Annotated in this window: 19 protein-coding genes; 4 read left to right on the top strand and 15 right to left on the bottom strand. The window is 44.0% G+C overall.

What is annotated here, in order from left to right:
• Positions 1–337 precede the first annotated feature (337 nt).
• From H7708_RS09315 to H7708_RS09290, 6 genes are read right to left on the bottom strand one after another with little or no spacing between them, the layout of a single operon-like run.
• Entirely contained in the window at positions 338–1,477 is a 1,140-nt protein-coding gene (locus tag H7708_RS09315; protein WP_223670439.1) for an ATP-NAD kinase family protein, read from the bottom strand.
• Entirely contained in the window at positions 1,465–2,049 is a 585-nt protein-coding gene (locus H7708_RS09310) for an elongation factor P hydroxylase (protein WP_223670438.1), read from the bottom strand. The genes H7708_RS09315 and H7708_RS09310 overlap by 13 nt, the downstream gene beginning before the upstream one ends.
• A complete protein-coding gene (prmB, locus tag H7708_RS09305) occupies positions 2,049–2,969 on the bottom strand; it encodes a 50S ribosomal protein L3 N(5)-glutamine methyltransferase (protein WP_223670437.1) in 921 nt (306 codons plus the stop codon). Before prmB ends, H7708_RS09310 begins: the two co-directional genes overlap by 1 nt.
• Positions 2,966–3,775, bottom strand: a complete 810-nt coding sequence (locus H7708_RS09300) for a lysophospholipid acyltransferase family protein (protein ID WP_223670435.1) — start codon at positions 3,773–3,775, stop codon at positions 2,966–2,968. Before H7708_RS09300 ends, prmB begins: the two co-directional genes overlap by 4 nt.
• 49 nt (positions 3,776–3,824) lie before the next feature.
• Positions 3,825–4,301, bottom strand: a complete 477-nt coding sequence (locus tag H7708_RS09295) for a SixA phosphatase family protein (protein WP_223670433.1) — start codon at positions 4,299–4,301, stop codon at positions 3,825–3,827.
• A complete protein-coding gene (locus H7708_RS09290) occupies positions 4,298–5,314 on the bottom strand; it encodes an adenosine kinase (RefSeq protein WP_223670431.1) in 1,017 nt (338 codons plus the stop codon). The genes H7708_RS09295 and H7708_RS09290 overlap by 4 nt, the downstream gene beginning before the upstream one ends.
• An 86-nt stretch (positions 5,315–5,400) precedes the next feature.
• Here H7708_RS09290 and H7708_RS09285 point away from each other — a divergent pair, with 86 nt between their 5' ends.
• Positions 5,401–6,252 (top strand): 6-pyruvoyl trahydropterin synthase family protein, encoded by an 852-nt coding sequence (locus H7708_RS09285; RefSeq protein WP_223670429.1) that lies wholly within the window; start codon positions 5,401–5,403, stop codon positions 6,250–6,252.
• On the opposite strand, the gene H7708_RS09280 is transcribed toward H7708_RS09285, so the two are convergent.
• From H7708_RS09280 to H7708_RS09270, 3 genes are read right to left on the bottom strand one after another with little or no spacing between them, the layout of a single operon-like run.
• Positions 6,249–9,689, bottom strand: coding sequence for an AsmA family protein (locus tag H7708_RS09280; protein WP_223670427.1), 3,441 nt, complete (start codon positions 9,687–9,689; stop codon positions 6,249–6,251). The two genes, H7708_RS09285 and H7708_RS09280, sit on opposite strands and share 4 nt — an antisense overlap.
• Positions 9,690–9,715: 26 nt before the next feature.
• The gene (gene xthA / locus H7708_RS09275) at positions 9,716–10,534 is read right to left on the bottom strand and encodes an exodeoxyribonuclease III (protein WP_223670425.1); all 819 of its coding nucleotides are present in this window, start codon (positions 10,532–10,534) and stop codon (positions 9,716–9,718) included.
• Positions 10,534–12,378 carry a M61 family metallopeptidase gene (locus H7708_RS09270; RefSeq protein ID WP_223670420.1) on the bottom strand — a complete coding sequence of 615 codons (1,845 nt, stop codon included), beginning with the start codon at positions 12,376–12,378 and terminating at the stop codon, positions 10,534–10,536. The genes xthA and H7708_RS09270 overlap by 1 nt, the downstream gene beginning before the upstream one ends.
• Before the next feature lie 103 nt (positions 12,379–12,481).
• Between H7708_RS09270 and H7708_RS09265 the strand changes: the two genes are divergently transcribed.
• The gene (locus H7708_RS09265) at positions 12,482–12,838 is read left to right on the top strand and encodes a hypothetical protein (protein WP_223670419.1); all 357 of its coding nucleotides are present in this window, start codon (positions 12,482–12,484) and stop codon (positions 12,836–12,838) included.
• A gap of 24 nt (positions 12,839–12,862) precedes the next feature.
• On the opposite strand, the gene H7708_RS09260 is transcribed toward H7708_RS09265, so the two are convergent.
• The 4 genes from H7708_RS09260 to H7708_RS09245 all read right to left on the bottom strand — a co-directional run bounded on the left by H7708_RS09260 (position 12,863) and on the right by H7708_RS09245 (position 15,381).
• Positions 12,863–13,222 carry a hypothetical protein gene (locus tag H7708_RS09260; RefSeq protein ID WP_223670417.1) on the bottom strand — a complete coding sequence of 120 codons (360 nt, stop codon included), beginning with the start codon at positions 13,220–13,222 and terminating at the stop codon, positions 12,863–12,865.
• Positions 13,223–13,255: 33 nt separating this feature from the next.
• Positions 13,256–13,762: a hypothetical protein gene (locus H7708_RS09255; RefSeq protein ID WP_223670416.1), complete on the bottom strand. Its 507-nt coding sequence runs from the start codon at positions 13,760–13,762 to the stop codon at positions 13,256–13,258.
• 279 nt (positions 13,763–14,041) lie between these two features.
• Positions 14,042–14,704 carry a DUF2589 domain-containing protein gene (locus H7708_RS09250; RefSeq protein ID WP_223670414.1) on the bottom strand — a complete coding sequence of 221 codons (663 nt, stop codon included), beginning with the start codon at positions 14,702–14,704 and terminating at the stop codon, positions 14,042–14,044.
• Between the two features lie 62 nt (positions 14,705–14,766).
• Entirely contained in the window at positions 14,767–15,381 is a 615-nt protein-coding gene (locus H7708_RS09245) for a DUF2589 domain-containing protein (RefSeq protein ID WP_223670413.1), read from the bottom strand.
• 222 nt (positions 15,382–15,603) lie between these two features.
• Here H7708_RS09245 and H7708_RS09240 point away from each other — a divergent pair, with 222 nt between their 5' ends.
• Together H7708_RS09240 and H7708_RS09235 are read left to right on the top strand one after the other, a co-directional pair.
• On the top strand, positions 15,604–18,717 hold the full coding sequence (locus tag H7708_RS09240) for an nSTAND1 domain-containing NTPase (protein ID WP_223670412.1): 3,114 nt from the start codon (positions 15,604–15,606) through the stop codon (positions 18,715–18,717).
• A 1-nt stretch (position 18,718) separates the two neighbouring features.
• Positions 18,719–19,075 carry a hypothetical protein gene (locus tag H7708_RS09235; protein ID WP_223670410.1) on the top strand — a complete coding sequence of 119 codons (357 nt, stop codon included), beginning with the start codon at positions 18,719–18,721 and terminating at the stop codon, positions 19,073–19,075.
• 31 nt (positions 19,076–19,106) lie between these two features.
• Here H7708_RS09235 and H7708_RS09230 read toward each other — a convergent pair whose 3' ends face one another.
• A complete protein-coding gene (locus H7708_RS09230; protein WP_223670408.1) occupies positions 19,107–19,628 on the bottom strand; it encodes a DUF6580 family putative transport protein in 522 nt (173 codons plus the stop codon).
• A 10-nt stretch (positions 19,629–19,638) separates the two neighbouring features.
• Complete coding sequence (locus tag H7708_RS09225; RefSeq protein WP_223670406.1) at positions 19,639–20,205, bottom strand: cob(I)yrinic acid a,c-diamide adenosyltransferase; 567 nt, start codon at positions 20,203–20,205, stop codon at positions 19,639–19,641.
• Between the last annotated feature and the right edge of the window lie 8 nt (positions 20,206–20,213).

The following is a 20,213-nucleotide window of genomic DNA, read 5'->3' as shown; positions in this document are numbered from 1 at the left end:
AACATAGGATGAGTCCGTCCCACTGTTGTCCATACCCTACCTTGGATAATAATTCCGTTTATTGACGTCCTTTATTATTATTCCATAATTCGATTTGTAGATAGCGCGTTCTCCCTGAACACGGAAGCTACTTTAGCAAAAAGAACGTTTCTGGCAATCAGGAAAATGATTACAAATTGATGACGCCGACATAACAAAAACAAAAATTTATTATTTATCAATAGGTTGTAAAGATGCATTAAAAATATAAGATTAAGTCGGATAGCCTTTTCAGCGTATGCTTATGGCTTTGTGCGAGATCTCTTACAACGGACAGAGCGAAAAGAGTAACAGTGAGCTATGTCTCAATTCCAACTGGATACAAAACAAAGTCCTCATAACCGGTGATCACCTTAGTCACACCAGCAAAACGCTGGTTAATATCAGGCTCATCACTATCCACAATTAAGGGACGCCCTTCCAGTTCTTTCAGCTTGGTTTTGGTGGCTATTATGCTAATGTCATCCTTATTCAACTGCGACAATACTGCAGAGCTTAGCTGCTGATTACCGCGACCAATGATATGTCCCTGGCCGCCGATGACCGTGATCACCACTTTGACCTGTTTTGGATGGTCTTTTAGTAGCTGCAAGATGTCCGCCTCGGTCATGTCACTGGCAATAAGTTTGCCCTGGTGAACACAATCAATTCCTAACAGTGTATTCTCCAGGCCCAGCGCATCCATCACGACAGCACAGGTCGAGCCAGAACCCACCAGGTAATATCGCTCATCCTCCATATTGTCGATAATAAAGTCCGCAATATCCTGCAAAACAAGCTCTTCTACCTCGCGCCCGCCGGACTTTGTTGCCTGTATATAGCGGTGCTCTGCGGGTACCTGCATCTCACCATACTGCTTCGCTCGCACGACTCCCTGGCGAAAAGCCTCTTCATCGATGTCCATCACCGAGGTTTCCAACAAACTGACCAGCTTCTGATTGAGCATCTTTTCAATCACTAATCCAGCAGCATGTGGGGTTACGGCGTAAACTCCCGAATGGATTTTAACGCCGGCCGGGATGCCAAGAACAGGAACCGCTTCATCCACCGCCTCATAAACATTACGTGCAGTGCCATCACCGCCGGCAAATAGCAGAACTTCGACTCGGTGATGACTGCCGTCAAGGCCGGCCATGGTTTTGGCTGCTTCGATAGTATCCTCAAAAGTCGACGGTTCACGGCTGTCGTGTACCACCTGATAATTGAAACCCATATCCTGCAACAGGTTTTCTCCCATGTCACCCGATGCGGTTAACACCTCTAATTTGTCCTGATAGTCCAGCAGTGACTCTAACGCCACGCGGGCTCTTTCTACAGCCTGCGGTTTTGCACCACGGGCAAAAGCCTCGGTCCGAATAGCTTCGCCGTCGCTGCCCTTAAGGCCAACTTTGCCACCGATCCCGGCGAATGGGTTAATGATAAAGCCTAAAGTAAACATCTGCTCTTCTGCGGTAATTGAATGGGCTGTTGATTGCGGTATAAACGACACAACAGGGCGATAAGTCGCTGCGCTCGATACGGGAAGCCTGCGTTGAAATAATGCTTCAGCTGACTGAAAACAGCATCCCTAAAACATTCCACCTCGCCGTTTTGCAGAGCGGTGTTATTGAAATTATCCAGACTGAGGCGAAAAGGCAGATCGGCAGCCAGGCTAAAAGCCCATTCCAGCGCCTGTGGTTTTTGTTCTACCTGGTAAAACAGCTGCTGAAGCTCTGCACTCCGGCCATCCGGTTCATACCAATAGCCATAATCATCTCGCTGACGACGCTGTTCACCGGCAATACACCAATGAGCTAATTCGTGTAAAGCGCTCGAAAAGTAGTCATAGGTGGAGTAGATAATAGCAAACTCGGAAGCACTCCGGGCAGCACGGTAAAAGGGTTCATCAGCTCCAGGGATTAACTGGATGTTACATTCAGCAAAATACTGATTAAAGTGTTTTGCAAACTCGTAAACACAATGCTCCTGTTCTGAATTGATTTGCTTAGATATCGGCTGCTCAAATAACATTAGTCGATCGCAAAATGCTCCAATAACTGCTGTTTAGTTAATGCGAACACTCCATCCCCGCCCTGCTCGAACTCAACCCAGGTGAATGGTACGTCGGGGAGCGCCTCTTCTAGCGCCGGCCAGCTATTACCTACTTCCACAATCAGGATACCCTGATCGCTTAAGTAGTCTGCCGCTTGCTCTAGAATCTGTCGTGTTAACTCTAAGCCATCGACTCCAGAGCCCAGACCAATCTCAGGCTCGTGGTGATACTCTTGCGGCATATCGGCCAAATCTTCGGCATCAACATAAGGCGGGTTAGAGACAATCAGATCAAAAGACTCACCCTGCAGCTGATCAAACAAATCCGATTGCACGGCACGAGCTTTATGGTAAAGCCCCAAGCGCTCAATATTAATTTCAGCCACAGTCAGGGCATCTTGCGAAACATCGGACATGGTAACTTCAGCATCATCAATATAAGCAGCAACCGCTAAACCGATACAGCCGCTACCACAGCATAAATCCAGCACTTTGGGATTATCCGCTTCCAACCAGGGATAGAAGTCGTTGTGGATCAATTCCGCGATCGGCGACCGTGGTACTAACACGCGCTCGTCTACATAAAATTCGAGGCCTGCGAAGTAGGCTTTATTGGTAATATAAGCCAAAGGCTTACGCTTGGTTACTCGGGTCTCAATGGCATGAAGCAGGTGCTTTTTCTCTTCAGCCAACACCTTAGCATTCAGCATACTCTGCGGATAGTCAGCGGGCAAATCAAGCATTTGCAGTACTACCGCTACTGCTTCATCCCATGGGTTATCTGTGCCATGACCGAAATACAAGTCGGACTGGTGAAACTGAGTTGCCGCAAAGCGTACAAAGTCAGCGATGGTTGATAACTCCAGTTCGGCTTGTTGGTAAATATTGGATTCATTCATGACGCTTTCTCGTTTAGCAGAGTCTGTAAAGAATTATACACTAAATCACGCAATTCATTACGTTGATCTACGGCATAATCACGACAATCGATCGCCTTGCCTACATTCACCGTTACTTCCTGATTTAATCGCATATTGAGCCACTTCTTGTCGGGCAACACTTTATAAATATCCTGAATCGCAACCGGGATGATCACGGCATTGGTATCAATAGCCAGACGAATGGCGCCTTTCTTCAAGGGTAACAACTCGCCCGTTTTTGAGCGTGTTCCTTCCGGGAACATGCAAATTCGTATCCCACTTTCCATTTTACTCTTAGCAGTGGCCAGATCCTGGATAGCTTGCTGTCGATTTTGCCGATCGACCGACAAAATCTCAGCGGCTTTCATCGCACTGGAAAGCAAAGGCACTTTAAATAATTCTTTTTTGGAAATCATGCGGATACTTCCCGGCAAAGCGGCAAATATCAGTGGAATATCATAGGCACTGGAATGGTTCGCCAAAATAATGACGCGTCGTCCTTCTTCGATTTGTGAGTCAAAATCACCTTTGACCGTCCAGCGTAACCTGATGCAGCTTACCAGGCTTTTCCCCCAGCGATGGATAACACTGTCGACCTTAGGTCGCAACACTTCAGTATTACGCTTTGAAAACAGCGCATGATATAAAGTAAGCAGGCAATACTTCCCCGTCGAGGCAATTGAAAACAAAATAACCCACAAGGCTCTGAGTAGACCAGCTTTTTTAACTTTTTGTTGTTCCACGGCAAATGTCACGCAAACGTCATAAACCGCAATGCTAGCCATTTTTGCCGCGGACTTCCAGTGATAACGTTATTTACATTGTATCAACGACTTACTCAGGACTGTGGAAAATAATTTTTTTACCCGTTTGAGAAGCATTATCAGGATCAATGGAGAGGCAACCCATCGCTGCCGTTGGAAAATACTGGGACTCACCGCCTAGCCAAGAAGCCCAGAGATTAGAAACTAATGGCATATGACTAATCAAGACGGTTGTGCCGTTGGTAGTTTGCTCAACATAGGGAATCGTAATATCGGCATTAGCGTCTGGAGCGACCAGCGGCTCAGTTTCCCGGCTCCAACGCCCCCCCATCACTTCTTTTAGCGTTTTCTCGAAGGTATCGGCCGTTTGCTGCGCCCGTAGTATGGGACTAACCAATAAGGTACTCAGAATGTCATCTTGCTGCTTCAGCTGTTCAGCAAACCAATGAGCCATCTGTGCGACCTGTTGATGCCCCGCATCGGATATTTGACGCTCCCCATTAATATAAGGAGCGTCGCCATGTCGCATAATCCAAATCGATTTCATGACTTCAGGTTAAATTCCTTCTGTGCAAACTGTACCAACTCATCAACCGCAGTGGGCTTTAAGCGCGGGCCAAACTGGGTGACTAAGTGAGCGGATGCAAAGCTGGCGAGCTTGCCCGTTTCCGCCCAGTTCAGGCCATTAGTTAAGCCAAACATAAAGGCGCCAGCAAACATATCACCCGCGCCATTAGTATCCACGGCCTTAACGTTAAAAGGTTCGATCCGGTGGTTCTGCTCACCGTTAAAACTCAGAGCCCCCTGTTTACCCTGAGTAATAATCACTTGTTTGGCCTGTTGCGATAACACCTCAAGCGCTCTTTCAACAGTCTCAACCCCAGTGTATTCCAGCGCTTCATCGTCATTACAGAATAACAAATCCACCCCGCCATCTAAAACCTGCTCGATCTCGGGTTTGAAAAAGCGAACCATGTTCGGATCGGACAATGTCGTCGCCACTTTGACGCCTTCCTCACGCGCAAAGTTACGCGCCTTGATTGCAGCCTGGTGAGCTTCCGGGGAGCTGACTAAATAACCTTCAATATATAAATACTGGCTAGCTGCTAAAGCATCATAATTAACGTCCTGCTCTTTCAGCTCGCTGCTGATCCCCAGATAAGTATTCATAGTGCGATCGGCATCCGGCGTGATCATGACCAGACACTTGCCGGTCTTACCGTGGTTATCTTCCAGATGCTGAAGCGTATTTGCGACACCCGCATTATTTAAGTCATCGGAATAAAAGACGCCCGCTTCATCTTTAGCCACCTTGCATGAATGAAAGGCCTTGCCTCCTAGTTGGGCCAGCGCAATCACGCTGTTGGCAGCCGAGCCGCCAGAAGCCCGTTGGTGAATATTACCTTCTAAGTGACCTAACAGATAATCATGACGCTCTTCATCCACCAGCGTCATCACGCCCTTTTCAACGCCCAGACGCTCCAGCTCAGTCTCCTGAACTTCGACTTCGATATCGACCAGGGCATTACCCAGGGCATACAAATCATATTTTTGTGTCATGCTTAAAATCTTCATTAGAGTTTGCACTGATTATGCTATAATTTAGCTTAAGATTAAACGCAAACGACTCATCTTCGTGAAACATTATGCCAGCACTTTTTGTTGATCAACTTACCGTCATTGATTTCGCCTTCTTCGATGTTCACCGGGGAATTGTTGGGGAAAGCTGGATTGTTGACTTGATTCTCGAGGGTGAGCTCGATGAACAGGGCATGGTTTTCGACTTTGGCGATGTCAAAAAGCGTATCAAGCAAGCCATCGATGCCTCTGTCGATCATAAGTTTGTCGTACCCACACAGAGCGAGCATGTGTCATTTGAACGTAATGATAAAGGACTGCACTTAACCCTGTCCGACACCTCCAGTAACCGTTATTACCACCAGTCTCCTGAACAGGCCGTAGTCTTACTTGAATCCCCGGAAGTGTCCATGGAAGCAGTAACCAAGGTACTCAATAAAGCCTGTTTAGAGGTTGTGCCAGGCAATGTCGCTAAGATCCATCTTAAATTGAGCACCGAATCGATCGAGGGCGATTATTATCATTATGTACACGGCCTGAAAAAGCATCTGGGTGACTGTCAGCGCATTGCCCACGGTCATCGCTCACAAATCCATATATTCAAAAATGGCGAGCGTAGTCAGGAACTGGAAGCGCTATGGTGTGAAAAGTGGGAAGATATTTATATCGGTACCGAAGAAGATCTGGTGAGTACTGAAGTAGAAAACCCGAACGATTACTATCGCTTTGCTTACACCAGCGAGCAGGGGTACTTCTCACTGGAGCTGCCTAAAAAACGGTGTCACCTGATGAAAAGTGATTCTACTGTTGAGCTAATTGCTAATCATATTGCAAAACAACTCAGACAGATTGAGCCGAATGCTCAAATAGTGGTAAAAGCTTTTGAAGGTGTGAATAAAGGTGCTATCGCTAACGCCTAAACGCCCTCATCATTTTCAGTTTCATTAGTGGAGTCTTCGCTACCGCTTTCCTCTCCCTCTTCATTGAAAGTGCGCTGTTTATCTTTCGGAATGATCTCAACGCCCTCCTCAGGGTGAGGCACCTCGCCATCATAAACCGACGAACAGGCGCCGCCAGTTAATAAGCCAACGCCTTGCTTAAATAAGCCCACCACCGAACCGGTGACCGCGTCAAATGCCGCAGTAAAGGTTTCAATCTCAGGAGAAGCCAAACTACCGTTTAAGGTTTGTCCGTATTCGCTACAGCCTTTTTCGTTAATGATGTCGAATTCAAAATCATTAAACTCTTGCTTACCCAGGTCGATTTGACCGTTAAAAGCAAAACGATATTTTTCCGTCGCTACCGCAACATCTTTAGTTTGCAGCACGCCCTGATCAAGCGTCATATCAACGTGCATATTAGGGATTAAAGTATCACCTCTATCGGCACCAAGCTGGCTCAAGGTATCCTGCAGACTGACACCCTGCGATGCCAGTAACCCAACCGGGCCAGCCAGCAGGAAACCGCCAATATCCAGCAGACCAAAACTTTGACTGTCGAGGAAGCTGCGTAGCACTTCATTAACGTTGAGGCGATGCAAGGTCACCAATGTCTGGTTTTCCACTAAAATCGAACCTTGCAGACTCGACAGAATACTCTCTGGCTCTAAGCCGTCGAATTCAAGGTTGATATCCCCATCGAGCTGACCTGATAAAGCGGCGCTTTTTTCATCGGCTGGTTCAATGAGTTTTTCCAGCGCCAGATCGTTAAAGGTCGAAACGTAAGTTGAGTGATAAGGCTGCTGGCTTAAATCAATATTCCACTCAGCGCTTAAAGGCGCTTCGTTGTAGGTCAGACGTAAAGGTTTGACGCGAATATTCTGGTTGCTTTGAACGGCTGTTACCGTCAAGTCGCGAATGTCGTTTTGTTTTTGCTGAACATGCTCAACATTTAAGGCTATCAGTGAAAACGCATTTTCCAACTGTGAGCCATACCACTGGTCAATGGTTTGGTTATTTTTCACCAGCATTAACTCAGTAGCACCTAAATATAGATTGTTAACCCGAGTTTGAACCTCACCCTCTTCTGTCTGCTGAGTAACTTCAGCATTCGTATTTTGCAACTTTAAATCTGCGACTTTAAACGTTCTCAGTATGAAAGCTTCTGTCTCAGATTGAGTTTTCGCCACAGCCCCTTCATCCGAAGAAGTGTCATCGGCAACAGCTTTAGGCAGCGTCAGTTTAAATTCGGCCGACTCAGTGATGAAGTGATCCAGACTCAAATCTCGCTGTCGTAGTACCCCTTGCGTACTTAACCCTCGAATAGTGCCCTGTGGTATCGTGATACTTGCTATGTTGAAACTAAGCTGGTTCGAACCTGACTGCATAAAGTCAGCAGGTTGACTTAAGAGCTGGCCATTACGAATTAACGGTAAACTTTGTAACCGTATGTCTGCATTGCTGATACTGTACTGCTCTTCCTGTTGCTGATAAGTAAAGCTAATATTGTTTAAATCAATGCCCTGCAACTCAACGGTGTCTATCGGCAAAGGTTGATCCTGCGCCTCAGCGGACTGTACTTCGTCCTTTGCTACCACGGCTAAATCGGCCTGCTGTAGAGCAAGACCATGAACCAGTATGGTTTGATTTTCTATCGATGATGCAGCCGTTATCCCCTGTAGGCGACCCTGAGGAAGAGTTATGGTAGCAGCTTCCAACTCTAACTCTGTCTTACCCTGCCATTGATTGGGTTGTGCAATCACCCACTGTGAGCCGGCATACACAGGGACAGTCCTAAGGTCAATATTTACCCCTGTCCCCGCATAAGTTGAGTCATCTTGCGTGACCTCGAAACCAGCGCCTGATACAGCTAGCTGCTCCAACTGAATGCTATTCAAAGCAAATGGCGTCGCTTCCGAAGCGCTTGCCGTTTCTTCAACAGCTGGTGAGTCGGGCAACCGATAACGAATTACCGGGTCCATCAAAGCCAATGTTTTTACCGATAAATCAGCACCCTGTAACGAAAGATGGGAAGCGACTTGCTCAATCTGGCCAAAGTTACCGTTATAACTGGCATTCTCAAGCTGAATCGTAGCGAGCGTTTGCCCAACGTCGAGTTTATTATCATCGAAGATTGGCTTATTGTTTCGAATTAAAGGGAGTTCGGACAGCTCAATATTCACCCCCTGAACCTGATGATGCTCTTCTCCCTGAGTGTATTCGAATGAAGCCTGTTCAATCGTACCATTTTTTAATACCGCACGTTTAAACGGCAGAAAAATTGCGGGGGCAGAAGTTTCTGGTGATGAGCTTTCAGCAGTACTTGACTGCACAGTTACTGTCGGCTGTTTTATATGCAGTTCAGGGAAAGTAAAAGTGCTCTCCTTCAGCCGGCCTTTAAGCTCCAGAACTTGATAGCCCAGCACTGACGATTCCATAACGTCAGTGCGCAGCTCAAAGCGACTGTTTTGGCTCTGGTAAAACTGTGGCCAGTCGAGCCATAACGCCTGCTTGTCTTTGACCAGTAACAACTCGTTAAATGAAGCCTCAATATTTTTTATCGAAAGCGGCTCTTTATCTTTAATCGCCAGATTGGTTTTGCCAAGCGCAATATGTTTAATCATCACATCGTTAAATGGCAGTTGCAGCGGCTCGCTGTCAGCTTGAGCCACTGTTGCTGGCGCTGAACTGGTTGCTGAATGGTCCAGTAAGTCGATCATTAAATTCGAGTGACCAGACTTTAAACTTTCAATGATCAACTGCTCTTTATCTACAAATGCATGCAGCTCTAATTGGTTTAATTGGCTTTTGTCTGAACTTAGAGAACCAATTGATGCATCCACTCGAGTTTTACTGGCTTTAACCAGTCGTTCCAGATCTCCAAATAATAAGAAACCTTCCTCAGCGACAGGTAAATCAAGGATCTGAACATTGGCATTCTTTATAACAAGGCTAACGCCATCCTCATAAATAAAATCAAAATTATTGATATCGATGGCGGTGACGTTAATAAAGTCAAAAAGCAGCGACGAATCTTCTGACTCGGGTTCATCCGATTCTTTAAGCTGAAATTCAAAGGGGTAACGTAGCTTAGTATTGGTCAGTTCAACCCTTTCCACCGTCAGACGGCTTGACCAGAGCTCGCTGTAATCAAGCTCACCTTTAAGGCTATCGAACTGTATATAGGGCTTATCCTTAGGGCCAATAACACTGGAGCTAACGTTAATGGTTCCACTGAAGAGCGATACGTCTAACTCGCCAATATCCGCCTTAAGGCCGAAATTATCGCTAATATAGCCTTCCAGATAAGCTTCTGAGTTAACCAGATAGACCAGAACGGAAACGGCTAGAAACAGTAAAACGAAAAGGCTTAATAATACCCACAGAACTCGTTTGAACCATTTCCAGCTCTTCGTCATAACAAACTCCCTCTCCAGTTTTGAGGCTATCTATCTAAATCAAACTCCGTCCATACTGGTGCGTGATCCGATGGACGCTCCATAGAGCGTATATCATAATCAATATCCGAAGCCACCGCACGTTGATTAAGCCAGTCACAGGCAAAAATAGAATCAATTCTCAACCCACGCTTCGGCTCACGCTGGAACCCACGACTCCGATAGTCAAACCAGCTGAATTTATCGTCTTTGTCCGGATTTATCGTACGGTAAGTATCATACAACCCCGTACTTAACATGCGCTGAACCCATTCGCGCTCTTCCGGTAAGAAGCTACACTTACCTTCACGCAGCCAACGCTTACGATTTTGCTCGCCAATACCGATATCAATATCAAGCTGCGACACATTAATATCGCCAAGGACGATAGTACGGCTGTTTTCTCCATCCTGATTTTCCAGATACATCTGCAAGTTTTCATAAAACTGCTTCTTGTAAGGAAATTTAGTTGGGTGCTCCCGATTTTCACCTTGCGGGAAGTAACCATTTAAGACTTTAATCGTTTCATCACCATACTGGTAGCTGGTAATGATCATGCGACGCTGCGCATCTTCAGGCTCATTGGGAAAGCCTTTTTCTACTGTTAATGGCTTTTCCTTACTGAAGGTCGCCACTCCATAATGAGCTTTACCGCCATGAATTTCAATGTGGTACCCCAGGTGTTCGTACAAGTCGAAAGGGAACATATCGTCATGTACTTTGGTTTCCTGAATACAGATAATATCCGGATCATGGTTCTCTACCAACGCTTCAATTTGGTGGACCCTAGTACGAATACTATTAATGTTGAATGTAACTATTTTCATTATGATTGTGTTCCAGAATTATGAATATTTAACCAAGAGTTAAAGCAACTCTTCTTATCGTCAAAGTTCTCAGCATAAGTGATATAGGCAGTATCACATTCCGCAGCTTCTAATACCACCTCAAATTCCATCAGTTCATCTCTTCGAAATCCGGACAGGGTAATGGTTTCACCAACTGGGATCTGTTGTATATGGCTATCAAAATCATCTGCCGCAATTTTTAACCCATTCAAGGCAATCAACTGATCGCCAGCAGCAACTCCGGCCTTGCCTGCTGCGCCATCGGCATAGACATTTTTTACCAGAATACCCGTTGCTTTAGACTTAAATTCAATACCTAAAGCGGCCAGTTCCTTATACTGTGGAAGTTCCTTCTTAAACTCGCCCCGATCATTACGCTCCTGGCGCGGCAAACACTTAAACTCTAGCCCCACGGACTGTAGCAACGACACTGTCGGTAACTGCTCTGTACTATACAAAGCCAGTTGGAAAAAGTCCTTGATCTCCTGACATGCCGACTCAGGAACTTCCTCTAATACAAGACTTTGAATGGTATCGTTTTCAACGCCCTGCTGTGCTTTACCGTATTCTATCCATAAACGTCGCATGATGTCTTTCAGGGATTTCTCCCAGTCCGTTTTCTGACGAATCAGCAAGTCCAGACACAAAGCCACTTCCGCGCCTTTAGTATAATAGCTAACCACTGCATTAGGTGCATTTTCATCCTGTTTATAAAACTTCGTCCAGGCATCAAAACTCGAGTCGGTGACGGTCTGAATCATGCGTCCCTTTGAGCGTCGTACCGAGGTCAAAGTTTTAGCCAGTCGTGTCAGGTACTCCTCAGCACTGATCGACGCCGTTTGCGCTAATGCCAGATTATCATAGTAGGATGTAATGCCTTCAAAAGCCCATAACAGCTCAGTGTAACTTTCACTCTGCATATCATAAGGCAGGAACTCGGCCGGCTTAATGCGCTTGACATTCCACGTATGAAAATACTCGTGGGAACACAAATCGAGAAACGTCTGGTAGCTGTCCTTAACTTTATGTGTATCGTCCGTCTCCAACGGTAAATCCCGTCGACTACAGTGCAAAGCCGTCGAATTACGGTGTTCTAGACCACCAAAGCCATCACCGAGAACATAGGTCATAAAAAGATAACGGTCCATCGGCGCCGGTTCGCCGAAAAACCGAATATGATGCTCACAAATCTTTTTCAGATCCGAAGCCAGCCGCTCACTATCGACCCGATGACGACCGGTTAACACCATATGATGAGGAATGTCGCAGGCTTCAAAGCTGATCAAATGAAAGTCGGCCATTTCAACCGGACAGTCGATAAGCTCATCATAATCGGCGGCCTGATAGCGACCAAAAGCAAACTCTTCGGTACCCTCGACTGGCTTCAGCCCGGTTGCCAGTCGCCAGTGAACATAGTCCTTTCCATCAGGACGACTGATGTCGAGAGAGCAGGTTTCACCTTCCCTTCCATCCACAGCAAGAAACATACAGGTACCGTTAAAAAAGCCGTGAGTTTGGTCGAGATGGGCGCCGCGCACCGACAAATCCCAGGCATAGACCTGATAGGTCACGACCAGCTTCTCTTGCGAAGCCGGTAACAGCCAGGACGACTTGTCGAGCCGTTGCAACTGCAGCTCACCCGATGCAGATTCAGCTTTTATCCACTGAATATGTTTAGCAAAGTCCCGGATCATATAGCTGCCCGGGATCCAGTTTGGAAGGTATAACTTTTGGCCAGCCTCGTTTTTGACGGGATCCAGGTGAAGTTTGACTTCAAATAGATGAGCCTCTGGATTGACCGGATGGATCTCGTAATGAATCATAAACTAGACTTTTCGCTTAGCGCGTTGTAGATTTCAATTTGGCCTAATTATAGAGAAATCACTATGATTTTGCAGGGCAAACTGCAAAAGTCTGTTAAAACTTATGACACATCTGGAATTGAGTAATCTCACTGAAGAACAGTGTACAAAAATCACACAGGGCATTGTCAACGACTTGATCAGAGCATTGAATTTAGGTAATTACTCATTAATTTGGCGCTATTTTACAGACGGTTGCGCTGAAGAAATAAGTGCGGAGCGATTTCTAACATTGCGTCGCAAAATAACCGAGGAATATCAGGAGTTACAGTCAGCGAAGCTTGAAACAACACAATCAGCCAATAACCAGATTGAACAAAAGTGGGTTATCCAAACAAATCATTCCAAAGAACTTGTTTTAAAGATAACCCTGGTACCAGTAAAAGAGTTTCTGGCCATCGACTCATTTCACATTAAGTAAACAAGTCGATGCATACGTTTAGTGTCAACAATTAGACGATAATTGATGTGGGTAGCGCTCATCTTCAGGAAAGGTCCCTTCATCGTGAAGCCCCTCAATCACACGACAAACATCATCAGGCGTTGTCATTGACCAATTCTCCCAACCACAGATATAGGAGTGACCGGGAGCTACAAATTTTCCATTTTTAATATGAATATGGGCAACCACACACAACCTGTACCCACCGAAGTCATAGTAGGTGTAAGCTGAACGTGTTCCTTTGTTATTGTGGGTAACTACAAATATTGACTGTGAGAAATCTGCGTCATTCACTGCACCTAAGGCAGCAGCATCGGTAAAACCCTCCGGGGTTCCCCATATACACTTATTATTCCAAGGCATAATAATTCTCCTGTTTTTTTACATCTTAATCAACTAAAGCGATACGCATCTCTGTACTTCATAGCTTTTTATTGCGCACTCCTGCACAGCTTCCATTTCTACAGTATCCGCGAGTAGATTAGGAATGATTAACTCAATCTCACTATCTTCGTTGTTGTAACACCGAAAAACATAACCCAACTGACCTAATTTAGGCATCAGGTAATCTGTGTTCTGAACAGTAACGCCCTTATCCCGCAGCGCTTTTTTTAAAGCAGGAATATCAACATTACCTCTTTTAAAAGACTCATCAAAACAGCTGATTATAGGCATATCCTGTGCCAAGCGTACTTTATGGATATAACCAGTCCCATTTCCACTCCGATCGGCGTAATCGGGTAAATAACCACAGCACACAGCTTCATTGTTAGCAATGTAAAGCCCTGCCCAGTCAGAATCATTAGTGGCACCTTGCATGTAGGTATTGGCATCCCACTCTCGGTATTTAGCTGCTTTAAATCCGACCGCGCCTAGATCGATAGTTCCAATCTCAATATTCATAAATAACCTCCTTACTTAAAATATGACTATCCTTTAGCCTGCTGAGCGACTTTCTCAAAAGAAGTGACAGCGGATGAAACAACATCAGTACTGTCCTCAGATAAGGACAATTTGGCCTGGCAGCATTTGCAATGAAATGACTCCCCTCCTACAAGCCCCTTTAAATCTATTGGGATCGGACTTTGGCAGTTAGGGCAGTTTATTTGGGTTAACATAGTGAACTCCTTTATAGTTGTGACTAAGGCCATCCGAAAATGACCTTAGTCGGTTAGACCTCAATTAGGCAGCTGTCGGCATTTCAATTGGAGAAATGCTGTTGGTAAAGGCTGTGATAATGGTGGTTACTCCTTTTGGTAATTGGATTTGTCCGGCATGGACTTTAACGCTGTATTGCGCCGAATTACTTTTCTCATAGTGTGTATCATGAGAGGAAGAACTACTGCTGTCATAACTTACGCTGCCAGTCACTTCAGCAGAGAAAACGCCATAGCCGACTTTAGTTGAAAAACTGGACTTTGCACTTAAAGCTTCCTCTGTTTTCTCATTTGTAGACTCACTAAAGCTTGACTTAACTTCCATATCAAACCCAATTGACACATCATCAACGGCCAATGAATTAAGAGGTAATACAGTCAATAATGGCAGGTCGAAAGTTGTTTCTACCTGTTCGATTTTAGGTTCTTGCTCGGGCTTATCAGGGTCTACAGGAACCAAGACACCTCTTGTTAACGTCATCTTAATGAGAACTGGCTTATAATTTTCTTTACCATCAGATGTCTCCTCCTTAGCGAAACAAGTATCTAATAGAAACTTGGTCTGGGTTGCTGCCATCGCTGAATTCGCTTTAGCAGCTGCCATTAACGGCGCTCCAATCAAGTCTCCCATTGGCAGCCCTGTAAATTGCTCTGCCATTCCAACTAATGGTGGTTGTGCACTAGGCATAATGTATCTCCTTATATTTTCTATTTAAGTTAAAGTGTGTTGCAAAATTAACCCAGCTCTGGCTATCCAGGGATCTGGGCTCTTAGTGCTCGGTCGTAACCTTCCACAAGCTTCTTCAAACCTTGTGGAGGCTCTATACAGTCAATAACGACTTCCAGAGTGGCGTGATGAGAATCAGCGTTATCAGATTCTTTAGATTTTTTTAGCAAACCCGCTTTCTTTTGTTCGGGGAAGGAAATCTGTAACTCATCATCAACAACGCTGAGAGCCAGGTCTGTAGTAAACTTCAGCTTTGACAATTGAATTGAATTGAGTGGAACAAGGCTTAGTAATGGCACCCTCACATTATGTGACTCCCCGCCTTCAGAAGTGATATTCGGATAGCCAATATCAACACACCTAGGAATTAGAGCACCGCTGTTACTATGGCCTGACTTTTTCAGTGCGTCAGATAAACTGTTTAGAATGTCTTTAATTTTTTGTTCTTCTTCTTCGTTCTGACTATCCAACTCAGAAATAGCAGATATAGCTGACTTGGCAAGGTCATCAATTTCAGTACCATCTTCTGCATGCTCAAAAAAATCATCCAGGATTTCTAAATTCTTCTTAGCTACTTCTGCTGAGGCTGATATTGCACTTTTCTGAATAACTGATACTAGCTGCTTTAAATTAATCATCTCTTACTCCCTTAAATCTTAAGTCATTTTTGCATTCATTATTTTTGCGCTACTGCACGTAAAACTTGATCAAGTTATGCAACATTGGAGAACAAAAGTCCTTCCGGAATACTGGAGAAAGCTGGAGGAAACCTGAAGACAAAATAACCCTTTAAAAACAACCGGTTAACTGGGCTTGCTAGTAGTTACTTTCATCTAAAACAAACACTTCTGAGGAATACAATGGGAAAGAAAATGATCCAGATAGGAGACTGGCTTGTTCAGCCTGATACTAATAAATTCATATATGCAACAAATCAGGCAAAACAACTCACCATAGAACCCAAAAATATGGATGTGTTATTGTGCTTAATTGAAAAAGCCGGAGATGTTGTTCCATCAAGTATTATCATTGATCGATGCTGGCCGAATCAGTTTTTAAGCGACAATCCTCTTCATAAAAGTATTGCTAATTTAAGAAAGTCACTCGGTGATAAGTCAAAAGACCCGCAATATATACAAACCATCCCTAAGCGTGGATATAAGCTTGTTGCAGCCGTCCAACACTTATCAGAAAGCGCCCCACAGTTAAGCGACACAGTAGCCCCTTATCCAGGACCCAGAGCATTTAATATTGATGAGTCTCATTTATTCTTTGGCCGTGACTATGATATACAGCAGCTCTGCGGATATTTAACCCAACCTAATACTAATAGCCATTGGCCTCAGAGAAACACCTTACTGATAGGGGATAGCTCTCAAGGCAAAACCTCCCTGATACATGCAGGAATCAGATCAAAACTTCTCAATACCGGTATAGAACTTCTGGTATTCGATGGTGACGAAGTCAATGATAGTAACCTGGCCCACGCCTTTAATGCATTTCTTGCCCAGGTTGATTCTAAGGCAGCCGGCTCGTTTATCATCTGTATCGATCATATTGACTTCACAAAACTATTGCCGATATCCGCGGCAATCAACAATCCGCCATTTCTTAATAAGCTGGAAAACCTCATCAGTAGCAATACAACTCCTGTACTACTATCCATAAACTACAAAGATTTCCATGCAATACATTACTCTGGGAAATATTCTGCGCTTGCTAATAGTCATAGGTATGAATTAAAAAGTCCCAACAGAACAGAACTGCATCAGATAATACATGAACCTGCCAAACTATCAGGGTTAAGTCTTGGTTATGACCATAGAACCAATACATCCCTTACCGATAGATTAGTTAATGACGTATTAAAAAATAATCTAGATTTAAAGCGATTACAGGAAATTTTGCATCGCCTGTTACTATATAAAGAGAACAACAGCATAAGTCATCACTCATACATCAAAATAAAACAAAAGGAACCTAATCTTCTACAACCCTGTGGACTACCGCTTCTGGAACAGCTAACAGACTCAAAAGATGTCATTTACCAACTACTCTCTCACCTCATTACTGTAAAGTTTGATGGTCAGTTTCATATCGCAATCAAGAGCTTAAACCTAAACCACATCGACTCTGGTGAAATGTTGCAAGTGATTCATAAGCTCATAGAGCAAAAATTATTAGTGTGCAATATACAACATAATCAAGTTTCTGTTCGATTTTATAGAAAAAGCCTTATTCACAAGTGGAACCTTTCTCAGAGATGGATAACTACCAATTACAGCAACCTTATCGCTGAAGAACATATTACAACTAACTGCGAATTATGGTTGAAGCATAACAAGGGGGATGAGTGGTTGCTGGGACAGGGAAAAGCTTTGGAAGAGGCGAGATACCTGATGAAAAACTCACATAAACTAGCTGAAGAAACACAAGAATATATTGAAAAGTCGATTAACGTTATTTCCAGAAAAAAATGGTACAAAAATGTTATGATTGCTTTTATCACCAGTCTTTCTCTGATATCACTAGCAGCTCTATTTATTGCTAATGATGCTCGGCTTCAGCAAAAGTCAGCTCGAGCCAGTGCAGAAAACTTGATTTCATTCATGAATCAAGAATTGAAAAAGGAGTTGGTACCAGTGGGCAAACTGGATCTACTGGCAAATGTCGGGACTAAAATCCTCAACTACTATAATCAAACTAAAATATCAGACTCAACTGCAAAGTTTCATGTCGCATTAGCCCAAAAGCTTCTTGGTGAAGTCTATAGCCAGCAGGGGAGGTTTGATAAGGCCAGGTCTTTATTTAACAAAACAGAGACGACACTTAAACAAGTCATTTCAATCAACCATGGTTCTACCAGAGCAAAGATGCACTTAGGTCAAACTTATTACTGGATTGGCTATTTAGAATACCTGGAGAACAATTATTCCAATGCCCAGAAACATTGGCAGCAATACTATAACCTGGCACATACCTTATATAACCAGGAACCGACCAATAAAGAATACTTGAAAGAACTCTCTTATGCTCATAATAACCTTGGAACCATAAGCTTATATTCAGGAAAAGCCCAAGAAGCACTCCCGCATTTTAAGAAATCAGCGAAACTGAAAAAACTGTTCCTTAGTAAAGAGCTCGACCAGAATGTCCAGATAGAATATTTAGACACGCTATCCTGGATCGCACGAGTTTATAAAGATATGGGAGACACTTTCAACAGTAAGCAGCAATACTCAAACCAATTACAGACTCTATCCAAACTACCTAAAAAGGTTCAGAGCCAGAAAAACTACCAATATTATAAAGCGGCAGCTCACCAAAATTTAGCTGAGCTTGAATATTTATTATCTAATTACAATAGTTCATTACATCATATCAACGAGTCTAAGCTATTACTAAAAAAGCTCATCACTTTTGACCCCAGTAACATTGAATATAAAGAATCTATGGTATTTTCAATGATTCACTTAGGAACGATATTTCGACTACAGCAAAAATTTGACAAGGCCACGATACAGTATGAAGAAGCTTTAAGCTTACTTAACTCCCTGACAAAGGGGCAAAAAACAGATGTCGCCACACTTTACTCCGCTAAAATCAACTATGAACTGGGTCGTTATCACCAACAGTTAAACCATGAGCAAAGTGCTCGATATTACTTTAATAAAAGTCTGGATTATGTACGTAATAACAGTAGCAGTAAAAGTATGAAGCACCTGTATGGCTTAAATCTTTTGCGTTTAGGCGAGATGGACACAAAGTCAAAAAAGCAGGAGCAGGCAGAAACATTACTCAATAAAGCCCTTGAAGAATATAGAGGACTGACTGCAAATAATAAATCAATAGCATATATGTTACCGTATTGCCTGTTAAGCGATTACCTGGAGACAAAGAGTACTGCTCCCTGTTCAGGACAGCGGCATTTAGAATATATCAATAACCTTAACCCACCTAAAAGAAGGAAATAATATGAAAACAGAACTTACCGTGGTTTACGTTGGTGTTAATGGCAACTCCAACCGGGGAAAATACTTTTATAGCTATGACCCGTCCATACTGTTAATTGAAGAACATGACTGTCCGATAACGTTTAGTCTGTCAGATGAGACCCCGAAGCACTATGCCATAAAAGATATTTTTTTCTCTAGTTCTGAAAAACAATTTAAGGATATTGCAATCAGCTCTGATGGACGCTGTGTCAGCTTTACTAATAAGAATAGTAAAAAGCGTCTAATCAGTCTTTCGATATTGGTTGAAGATACCAAACTCAACAATCTAATTAATTGCGATCCTCAAGTCATGAATAAACCACCTAGCAACTCTTAGTGAAAAACAAGTAGCTAATTAGTCTATCAGGCTAACTAGCTACTTTTAATGCTCTATAAGACTTTGCAAAATACCAATAACTGACAAACAAGACTCCATTAAATAGCAAATCGCCTAATAAAGTTCGCTGAAAAAATGGGATTGCCATGGTGTAGCAAGTCATTAAGCCTTCCCAGGTAGGAGGATAATAATCGTTGACCAACCAGACGCCAAAGTTTGAAACGGTAAAAAATATGACGGAGCCTGCAACCGACGCCGCGATAACTTTCAGTGGCGACACCGAGCGTCGCAATAAAAAACCAATAGATACCGCCAGCACTATCGCACCATAAACAAATAACAGTGTGTTATGAAAACCGAGAAAGATATCAGCGATAAACATTGAAACCAGCGGGATAACAAAAGCCATCCACCTCTTATCAAAATAGGTACCGGCAAATAATCCCATCGCCATCACCGGCGTGACATTAAACGGATGCGGAAACAGTCGATACAAACCTATCGCGACAATCATCGCGATCAGGCTCAGTGTTTTCACTTGAATTCTATTCATCATTTTCCCCTTAACGCCGCCACTGCGGTTCATTCTGTGAGTCGAGACGCCCAAGCAGACGTGCCACAATGAAGAAGGCATCCGACAGACGATTCAGATAGCTTAACAGCTGACTTGAAACTCCCTCTTCCTGATGCAGCTGTACCACACTTCTTTCAGCCCGTCGCGCGATACAGCGGACCATATGCGCATGCGCCGATGGCAGGTTTTGCCCCGGAATAACAAACTCTTTGAGCGGCGGCAGCTGCGTATTATGCTTCGTAATGAATGCATCAACATGGGCTACGCCCTCTTCGGACACAAAGTGCTGTTGCGGCAATGCCAGCTCTCCTCCGACGTTAAACAGTTCATTCTGAACATCACGGCAGAACTGGTAAACCTGCCCTACCAGCTCGTTATCCGCCTGGTGTACAGCATCCAGTGAGGCAACTAGCAGGCCAAGCGCTGCGTTTAACTCATCCACCTCACCAATGGCGTTAATGCGCAGGGAGGCTTTGCTTAACTGCTCGCCTGAAGCAATACTGGTTTCTCCAGCGTCACCTTTTTTGGTGGTGATCCGTGTTAAACGTTCTGTCATCTGGTTTA

Source organism: Kangiella shandongensis, from assembly GCF_020005365.1.
GTDB classification, from domain to species: Bacteria; Pseudomonadota; Gammaproteobacteria; order Enterobacterales; family Kangiellaceae; genus Kangiella; species Kangiella shandongensis.
This window is presented reverse-complemented; position numbering and strand designations above follow the sequence as displayed.